General features: G+C 44.5%; 8 protein-coding genes. 4 read left to right on the top strand and 4 right to left on the bottom strand.

Features of this window, described 5'->3' with window-relative positions:
• Positions 1-345: 345 nt before the first annotated feature.
• The 3 genes from CL176_RS04605 to pepV form a co-directional block, all read right to left on the bottom strand.
• A complete protein-coding gene (locus CL176_RS04605) occupies positions 346-915 on the bottom strand; it encodes an HD domain-containing protein (protein ID WP_118990246.1) in 570 nt (189 codons plus the stop codon).
• A 342-nt stretch (positions 916-1,257) separates the two neighbouring features.
• Entirely contained in the window at positions 1,258-2,046 is a 789-nt protein-coding gene (locus CL176_RS04600; protein WP_118990245.1) for a TrmH family RNA methyltransferase, read from the bottom strand.
• 5 nt (positions 2,047-2,051) lie between these two features.
• Entirely contained in the window at positions 2,052-3,485 is a 1,434-nt protein-coding gene (gene pepV, locus CL176_RS04595; protein WP_118990244.1) for a dipeptidase PepV, read from the bottom strand.
• Between the two features lie 311 nt (positions 3,486-3,796).
• Between pepV and CL176_RS12605 the strand changes: the two genes are divergently transcribed.
• Together CL176_RS12605 and CL176_RS12600 are read left to right on the top strand one after the other, a co-directional pair.
• Positions 3,797-4,342 carry a helix-turn-helix domain-containing protein gene (locus CL176_RS12605; protein ID WP_240430587.1) on the top strand — a complete coding sequence of 182 codons (546 nt, stop codon included), beginning with the start codon at positions 3,797-3,799 and terminating at the stop codon, positions 4,340-4,342.
• Complete coding sequence (locus CL176_RS12600; protein ID WP_240430586.1) at positions 4,339-5,232, top strand: IS3 family transposase; 894 nt, start codon at positions 4,339-4,341, stop codon at positions 5,230-5,232. Before CL176_RS12605 ends, CL176_RS12600 begins: the two co-directional genes overlap by 4 nt.
• A 211-nt stretch (positions 5,233-5,443) precedes the next feature.
• Here CL176_RS12600 and CL176_RS04585 read toward each other — a convergent pair whose 3' ends face one another.
• Positions 5,444-5,824: a VOC family protein gene (locus tag CL176_RS04585; RefSeq protein ID WP_118990243.1), complete on the bottom strand. Its 381-nt coding sequence runs from the start codon at positions 5,822-5,824 to the stop codon at positions 5,444-5,446.
• 587 nt (positions 5,825-6,411) lie between these two features.
• On the opposite strand from CL176_RS04585, the gene CL176_RS04580 reads away from it, so the two are divergent.
• Positions 6,412-7,491, top strand: coding sequence for an LLM class flavin-dependent oxidoreductase (locus tag CL176_RS04580; protein ID WP_118990242.1), 1,080 nt, complete (start codon positions 6,412-6,414; stop codon positions 7,489-7,491).
• A 1,399-nt stretch (positions 7,492-8,890) separates the two neighbouring features.
• Positions 8,891-9,835: a nuclease-related domain-containing protein gene (locus tag CL176_RS04575; protein ID WP_118990241.1), complete on the top strand. Its 945-nt coding sequence runs from the start codon at positions 8,891-8,893 to the stop codon at positions 9,833-9,835.
• Positions 9,836-9,968 lie beyond the last annotated feature (133 nt).

Genomic DNA, 9,968 nt, shown 5'->3' with positions numbered 1-9,968 from the left:
TATTTACAGCCCATCTGCGAAGCGAGCCTTAGTGGGGGTCTACAACCACAGGGATTATGAATGCCTTCCAGCCTCTCCCACAAACCTTACTTACTAACGCAATGCATAAAAAAGCCCGCCCCCCGTAAGGGACGAACTAAACACGTGGTACCACCCTCATTCACCGGGCAAGCCCAGTGCACTTGAGGCCATTAACCGCGGCAAACGGGATCCTTTTCAGCCATACGCGCCTTAACAGATCTGCTCCGAAATTGAAGACCTCTCGTCGACTTACGCACTTAGTCTCAGTCATGCTAAGTGTTCCTGTCTTTTGCGACGTGGGTGGATTTCATCTACGCAATGTCTTTAGTACTTAGTATAATAATTTAACGTTGCTTCGTCAACCACTGTTGATACACGAAGTGGAGCGAAAAAGTAAGACAACGCTTCTACTGTAACGTTCCGTTCAGCTTGGGCACGCTCTTTGACGCCAGTAAAGAATTCACAAATTGCGCTTTCTTTATCCATTAACGTCACAATCCAGCTCTCTTTATATTTAGGTATATCAAAGGTTGCCCCGCACATATGCTTGAGAATAATATCCGCTTCCAAATCAGAAATTTCCGTCAACTTGCGTGCATTCTCCAAAGCAATACGCGGATGCTCGAAATTATGCCCTTTACCACCGACTTTCCCTTTGTCGGCACTTTCATAGAAGAACAAGTCATGCAATAAGCCCGCCCGAGCGATGGCCCGAGTATCCAGGCCTAATTTCTTAGCCCACCGATAGCTCCGATAAGATACGGAAATGGAGTGAGCCAATCGATTCGTTACTTTATGATGCACATAGGATTCGAGTCTTTGAACTTCTTCAGTTGCGAGCAAATCTTCTACCAAAGCTAGATACTCACGGTCTTCACGCCAATTCAATGCCATCCATGCATTCCCCCTATAATTAATTCTCCTATATTATACACAAGTTTCATTGCAAGTATATGAAAAATGCATGCATTTTGTGTAAAAAAATTGGTTCAACGCAAAGTATAGTTGCGATGTTTGACCGTACAACAAAGTTTACATAATACTGATTTCCTATAGCGAAGTGCTGATGCGCAAAATAAGCTACTTGCTCAAGCCAGCCCTTACCCCGAACATATTCGTCCACGTGTAGATAGTAATCGAACACTTTTGGTTCAAATATAAAAGGCAGTGCCCGAACGCTCAGTTCAAACACTACCTTCACTAATTCATCAAAGATTGCTAAAGCATCGGCATAATCTACAAGGCAAAAAGCAGAATACCGGTTGCAACGGCTACATTTAAAGACTCGGCCTGGCCGGGCATGGGAATGAAGACGGATAGATTCGCCTGCTCAATAAGTTTCGCCTGCACGCCCTGGCCTTCATTACCAACAACAAGAGCTAAGGGCGCACCGGCAGCATAATCCAAGGTGCGGTAGTCACGCGCTTCCCGGTGAAGCGCCGTAGCAAGGACTGGAATACCCGCTCCTTGCAAAGTCTGCATGGCCGTCTCTATTGGAAGTTCTACCACTTCGATATGCCAATGCGAGCCTTGGGTAGAGCGCAGAACTTTATCATTATACAAATCAACCGTACCTGTCCCTAAGACGACGCCCCGATAACCAGCAGCATCGGCTGTTCGAATGATGGTGCCAAGATTCCCCGGGTCTTGAACGCCATCAACGAGCAACCAGCGATTAATGGCGTCACCAGGCTTGGCCAACAACTGTTGGAAGTCTTCAGCAGCATTGAAACGTGATTGGGCCCCTAGAATAGCTAGAATACCTTGGGGGGAATCAGTCTCCGCCAGGCTTTCAAACACATGCGCCGCGAGCCGATAAGTCGAGAAACCTGTCGGATAAGCTCCTTCATAAGTTTCATTTAAGATAATCGCTTCCAGATATACGCCACTTCGGACCGCTTCCTCAATCAGGTGCTCACCTTCGATCATATACAAACCCTGTTGTTTGCGGCCTTTAGCGGTTTTTAGCTTACGCCAGTTCTTAACTTTCGCATTCTGCTTAGACGAGATGAATTCTTCTTGCATAGAAATCACCGACTTAAGCGATAAATAGCCTCAGCATAAATTGCGGTAGCTCTTAGTAAATCGTCAAGGGCTAAGAATTCATTGGCTTGATGCATGGTATCTGTCGAATCTGGGAAGAGCGCACCGTAAGCTACCCCACGTGGCATTAAGCGGGCATAGGTGCCACCCCCAATGACCTGCTCATGCGGTTCCAGCCCGGTTTGCTTATGGTAAACCTCTAGTAAAGTGGCTACCAGGGGATCATCTGCTGGAACATAATGCGGTTTTTTGAATTCGCCCATTGTCACTTCAATTTGGGAGAATTGCAATAAACGGTCTTGAATATGCTCCAACATCTGGTCAGGATTGGTACCTTTTGGATAGCGGAAGTTAATATCAATATGTCCACCTTTAGCGGGGGCGAACTCCATAATACCAACGTTCATTGACACTTCACCCATAACAGCATCCTCGTGATCAACGCCCAGGCTCGCTCCGTCAAAGTTGCCATGAACGATTTCACCTAAGAAGCGCAGAAATTCGTCTGCTCCATTCGCTGTATAGGTAAATCCAGCTAAGAATCTAGCCAGATGTGTTCCAGCGTTGACCCCTTTTTCGGGCGTTGAACCGTGAGCAGATTTGCCGACAAGATCCATGCTAATTGTGCCATCTTGAATACTGGCTTCCCCTTGCAAGTCATGATTATCGAGATAGGTGTTGTAAGCCCGCAAGAAAGCTCCCCCATCAAAACCAGCAGCCTCAATCGTCAATTCAGCTTGGGCATCTTGAGGAACCATATTAGGTCGCAAGCCAGCTGCGAAATGTTCCAGAGCTAAATCCCCTTCTTGCTGGGTACCTGCCTGTACCGTCAATTCAGCTGACACATTCCCCTTCTCCCCATTAATAATTGGGAAGGTTGCATCTGGCGAAAAGCCAAAGTCCGGCATCTCGGCATGGTCGAAGTAATAATCCATACACTGCCAACCACTCTCCTCATCGGTGCCGACAATTAGATGGATACGCTTATTAAAAGTCGCCCCCATATCACGCAAAAGCTTCAAGGCGAAATACGCTGCCACCGTCGGTCCCTTATCATCGCTAGAACCCCGGGCAAATATCTTACCATCGATGATTTCTGGCTCAAATGGATCGGTATCCCAACCGGTTCCAACCGGCACCACATCCATGTGACCTAGAATACCAAAGAGTTCATCGCCCTCGCCAATTTCTACGCGACCAGCCCATGGACCAAATTGCTCAGTCTGAAAACCATCTCGCTCAGCTAACTTAAGAAACTCCTCCATCGCCTTTCTCGGTCCCGGACCTACCGGATTATCCGCATCTGCCTTCTCATCATTCCGCACAGAATCAATACGCAGAAGATGGAACAAATCCGCCAATAATTCATCTTGACGCTTGGTTACTTCTTCCAGCCAATTCACTGCTTCAAAATCTGTCATGATCTTACCTCCTGTGTGACAAAGCTAGACGCACTACGATGCACGTTCAGTCTGTCACTTATTCCTTGCTCCTATTGTATCACGCCTCCTACAATTACAAAAGGCAGAGCTCTTCACACTAGAAAGTTACCGATGGAAAGCCAGCTAACAAAGTATTCCATTAAGATAAGGAAGTGATATACTGGCCTTTGGTTCAAAATATAAACAAGTCCGCCATTACTAGGTAAATATAAAAAACCACGGCATTTACCGTGGCTATGAGCTGCCTCCAAAAAGTTAGACCAAAAATCTAACTTTTTGGGGGTTAATTTATGAGCAAATATAATTTAGAGATTAAGCTTCAAGTTGTTGCAGACTATGAAGCAGGAGCTGGAAGCTACAAACAACTTGCAAAGAAATATCAAATAGGCAAATCTGATATTAAACGATGGATCCACAACTACCAGGATTTTGGTATAGAAGGACTTCACATAAAAACGACTAAGCGTCATTATACTGTCGAAACGAAGTTAAATGCGATAGAATTATACGTGAATACAACGTTAAGCTATCGCGAAGTCGGGAAACAATTTGGTATAAATAATCCAAGTTTGATCGCCAATTGGTTACGGACATTCAAGAGAGAGGGTATCGATGGCTTATCTAAATCACTAGGGAGGCCACCAACCATGTCAAAACAAAAGAAAGATCAACCTAAACAAAATTCAGTATCTCTGGAGAACGAAAACGACGCTTTAAAGAAAATCATTGAAGAACAAGAGGCACGCATTACACAGCTAGATATTGAGAACAAATTTTTAAAAGAATTGAGGAGATTGCGGGAAGCAGACAAGCGGCAACCAGACAACAAACAGTGATTGCCATCCGTAATCTCCATGAACAAACAACGTATACATTGGCTATTATTTTAAAGGTGCTTGATTTTCCTAAGGCTACTTATCATTATCATCTCAACCGAATGAATCAGCCGAACAAAGATAAAGATTTTAAAAATGAAATACTTGATATTCGCAAGATACATAAAGACTATGGTTATCGTCGTGTTTGTGCTGAATTACGGCGACGTGGTCATCAAATCGGCAAAAATAAAGTACAGCGACTGATGAAGAGCTTGAAGTTACAAGTAACATCCTTTACTCGTAAATCACGCAAATACAACTCCTATAAAGGAGATATTGGAAAAACCGCACCTAATCGCTTAAAACGCAGATTTACCAGCACAATTCCTCATCAGAAGATTGTCACCGATACGAGTAAATTTAGATATTATGAAGCGGATGATTCAGGACAATTTCAACTGAGAAAGTTATATTTGGATCCATTTATTGATTTATTCAATATGGAAGTTGTGAGCTATAAAATTTCAGCTCAACCAAACAAAACATCTATGATGGCAGCATTTAAAGAAGCAGTCGAGGCAACAAGTGACTGTGAATATCGACGTACTTTTCACTCAGATCAAGGTTGGGCCTATCAAATGAATGAATATCAGGAATTATTGAAAGATAATGAAATCTTTCAGAGTATGTCACGCAAGGGGAACTGCCTAGATAATGCACCGGCAGAAAACTTCTTTGGCATCATGAAGCAAGAAATGTATTACGGGAATGTGTATCATAGTTATGAAGCGTTAGAACAAGCAATCCACAACTATATAAGATACTACAATGAAGATCGAATCAAGGAAAAGCTTGGGTACCTGAGTCCTGTGGAATATAAGAAGCATTATGCTTCCTTAAGCGCCTAAGTGTCTCACAGCCATCGAAGCGAATCAAGAGCCGCTTCGCTCTTCCTCTTGACACGCTTCAATGTCTGATGAGGATGGTGGCTTAAGGTCGGAAGCAACAAATTAAGCACAATGAAAAAGAGCTACCCAACAAGAGTAACTCTTCATAAAAATTTAGTCTAACTTTTTGGGGTCACTATACTACTCAACTACATGGAGATCTTTATTCTGCTTATTTCCGGCGCTTCACTTCAATGCGATAACCATCAGGATCGGTCACGAAGAAATAGCTAGGTGTCCCACCTGATAAACCGCGCAAGTCACCCGTTTCATAAGGCGAAGCCTTACACACGTCGTGCATCGCTTCCAAGTCGTCAACCGTCACACCGAGATGACTGAAGCCATTCCCAACTTCATATGGATCAGCGTCATAATTATAAGTCAACTCAATGCGGACCGATGCTCCCGGCGACGCCAAGTAAATCAAATCAAAGCCATCGTCAGGGTATTTACGTTCCTCATCCACTTTAAAATCAAATAAATTCGTATAGAAATCCAACGTCGCATCAATATCACGAACACGTAAGCAAATTTCAACTAATTCTTGGCCCATTATCATGCCCTCCTCTTTTCCCTTAATGTAACAAAGTATCAATCATCCTTCAATCAAAACGCTTAAACACTGCTCCTCGTAAATTTATCCGTCAGCTCACCACAAACGCCCGCCAAAAGAACGAGCCTTAATTACGTTCCTGGGAAAACTCAGCAAACATTTCACCCAATTTCCGCCACTGCTTGAGTGCTTGAATAACGTCTTGATCCATAAACGCCACAATGTCAGCCAAGGCAAGGACCCCCATCCCTGCAGCAGACCTGTTAATTGCTGGTAAAAAAACGCTGCGCTAAATTTGAGACAGTTCTTATTTGACTATACTGAATATTGCTAGGACGAGTAAGTCTGAGCCTTACCACTAACAGTGCTAGAAATCTGGATTCTCTTGCACCCCCTACCTTTCTCAATGAACCTTCTATTTAGTGTCATTATGGCAGAATACGTTTTTTATATTGCCCTCTGTCTGGATAGGGATTCTTGAAGCAATAGAGGCTTGTTTCAGACTTTTTTGATAGAAAATGCCCTAGTTTCTAAAGCGCGTGTGTGATAGTATAGTGATACGAAAGACAAGTTGAAGGGAGTCCACTATGTATAGACAAAACCCACATATTCTACCCCAAATCGATACCAGTCAGGGCATCGAATTTGGCATATATACCCTTGGTGAATGGATTGCAAATCCTCATACAGGCAAACGCATTCCTGCTAGCCAACGCATCCAAGAAATGATCGAACTCGGCAAACTTGCCGAAGAAGCCGGCATGGACATCTTCCTCGTTGGGGAGTCCCACCAAGAATACTTCGTTTCCCAATCACATATGGTAATTCTCAGCGCCATCGCTGCCATGACTGAGCGCATTAAATTAGCCTCTGGTGCAACTATTATTGGCGCAGCTGACCCAGTTCGTGTCTTTGAAGACGCTGCAACCTTGGATTTAATTTCTAACGGTCGAATGGAGTTACTAGCCGGACGCGCCTCACGCTTCGGTATTTTCGAATTATTCGGCTATGATTTGGATGATTATGAGGCACTTTTCGATGAAAAGTTGGCGCTATTATTAGAAATTAACGAGAACGAACGCGTGACCTGGGAGGGCCAATTCCGTGCGCCACTAAATGATATAGCCATCTATCCTCGGCCAGAGAATGAATCAGGCGGCCTACCGATTTGGCGCGCCTTCGGTGGATCAAAAGAGTCCGCCATCGCCGCAGGTACCATCGGTCTACCTATTTACCAAGCCCACGTATCCGGAGACGCTGCTTCTTGGGCGGAGAATATCCAAGCCTACCGGACAGCTGCCGAAAACGCCGGCTTTAACCCCGCTGAACTTCCAGTCACCGCTTCCGGCTTCTTATATACCCGAGAAGATGGTAACCAAGCCATGCGCGAAGCATACCCGCACTTACGTGATGGACTGAAATTAGCCAATGATTACGCCTTCCCTGAACAGGATTTCCAACAAGCGAAAGATCCCCACAGCGTCCTAAACGTTGGCGAGCCACAACTTATCATTGACAAAATTCTGCACCAGCACGAATTATTTGACAATCAACGCTTCGTAGCACAAATAGACTTCGGCGGCATTGCCTTTGACGACGTCAAACGCACCCTAGACATCCTCGGCGAGACCATCGTCCCAGCCGTCAAAAAACATACACGCAAATAAGCTTTAATCTATGAAAGCCACGGCGATTGCCGTGGCTTCTTTCATGCATTATCTGATTCGGTGGTGGATGATTGGCTTTTGTTTGTGGGCCGAACACTGGAAATTTAGGCTTACTTGTACGGAGTTGGTGCTGAAAAGTCGTAAGTTGTGACTCTATTTGGTGGCGGAAATGGCTTTTTGCCTTTTCGCCGTAAATTGACTTACGTGGTAAGAGTCTACCACGTAAGTCAAAATCCGTTTGACTAGCGTGGTAAACGTGCACCACGATAGTCAGAATTGGTCAACCCTGTAATGTACAGAATTCTAGCCCCTAAACCAATGTAGCTTCGGGCACAGTTGATTGATTTAAGATGAGGAAGCCACGGCGCGGGCCGTGGCATCAACCTTTATCTGATCCGGTGGTGGATGATTGGGTTTGTCTGCAGGCCAAACGATGGAAATGTAAGCTTAATTGTCCGGAATTAGTGCTAAAAAGTCGTAAGTTGTGACTCTATTTGGTGGCGGAAATGGCTTTTTGCCTCTTCGACGTAAATTGACTTACGTGGTAAGAGTCTACCATGTAACTCAAACCCAGTTTGACTAGCGTGGTAGATGTCCACCACGGAAGTCTAGGCTTGTTTAACTATCGTGGTAAGTTTCTACCACGATAGTCAGAATTGGTCAACCCTGTAATGTACAGAATTCTAGCCCCTAAACCAATGTAGCTTCGGGCACAGTTGATTGATTTAAGATGAGGAAGCCACGGCGCGGGCCGTGGCTTTAACCTTTATCTGATCCGGTGGTGGATGATTGGCTTTGTTTGTGGGCCAAACGATGGAAATTTAGGCTTACTTGTACGGAGTTGGTGCTGAAAAGTCGTAAGTTGTGACTCTATTTGGTGGCGGAAACGGCTTTTTGCCTCTTCAGCGTAAACTGACTGGCGTGGTAAGAGGCTACCACGTAAGTCTAAATCCGTTTGACTAGCGTGGTAGGTGGGCACCACGTAAGTCTAGGCATGCTTGACTAGCGTGGTAGGTTTCTACCACGTAACTCAAACTCAGTTTGACTAGCGTGGTAAATGTGCACCACGATAGTCAGAATTGGTCAAACCTGTAATGTACAGAATTCTAGCCCCTAACCTAATATAGCTTTGGGCACAGTTGATTGATTTAAGATGAAGAAGCCTCGACAAACGCTGTGGCACCAACTTTAAATGCACTCCCCCCCAATGTAAGCTTACCTGCCAAAGTGGCTTCAATTGGTATATAGTTAAATTGTGTGCAGCTTTATTTGTTTTTCAAATCAAAACCACTGTACTTAACTACTCTAAATCTTTTTGAGCGAATAATTTGTTCCAATTTGTAACTCATCACATGGAATTCGCCTCTTATTTCAGTATATATAAATAGGAGGGATAACCATGAACCATACACTTGAAGAACAACTACTTCACATTCTTAACGAACGATGCCAACTGGATGACTATACGAAACGTAAACTTTATTCACAAGAAATGGGCTACCGAGGTGAGCAGGCTTTTCAGCAAATACTGACTGCATGCATACCAGAGCATTGGCGTGTCCTCACAGATCTAACTTTTCATGGTGCCAATCAGCGAATTCAGCTGGACTGTATCGTGATTGCGCCACATTGTGTGTTTCTTTTTGAAATTAAGAATTACCAAGTCGAATTTCACTATCGAAACGGTACGCTTTATGGTCCGAATGATATTAAGATTCATGACCCTTTCGCCCAAATCAGTCGGGGCGAAGATATTCTGGCACCACTTCTCGGCGGAGTGCCTCTTATCAGTCGCAATGTTTATATGAGTGAGCACGACATTATCCACTTCGGCGAAGCTTGTCGCGACAGCTATCTCAAACGCTGGGAAGTTAAAGCTTTCCTCAAGAATAATCTCTATGGCCAAAAAATGCTCTCGCCCGATAAATTCGCAGAGCGATTACTCCCACGGACTATCCCATCGCACCAAGGGCTTGAATTCGAGTGCCTAGAATGGGTACCCCAAGCCAAACGCGGCATTCTCTGCCCTCAGTGCTTTCTGGAATACACCGACAAAAGCCGATACAAGTACATCTGTCAAAACTGCAACATTACCGAGTCCGCTGAACAAGCTCTCGTCCGCACCATCTGCGACTACGGCATCATGCACTACCAAGCACCACTCAGAGCCTATGAAATTGCAGAATTTTGCGGACCAGACGTTCCATACTCCTGGGTTCTCAGAACCCTCAATCGACACTTCGAAAGAATCTCAAACCCTTCGCAAAACATTTACGTCAATCCACTTCAGCGCTTGACGTATTGGGATAAAATACCAAAATTCCGCTACAAGCGCAGAAAATAGCTCTTACCCCTTCAAGTTAGTTGAAGCTTGAAGGGGTTTCGCTTTCGAAATCCCAAAAAAAGTTAGTATTGCCCACAATTTGAATGCCTATTGATAACCTAAAACTACGCTAAAGTATGCCAGCACAAGCCCT

This window comes from Suicoccus acidiformans, assembly GCF_003546865.1.
Lineage (GTDB): Bacteria > Bacillota > Bacilli > Lactobacillales > Aerococcaceae > Suicoccus > Suicoccus acidiformans.
The sequence above is the reverse complement of the archived record's forward strand: the minus strand, read 5'-3'. Positions and strand labels throughout refer to the sequence as shown.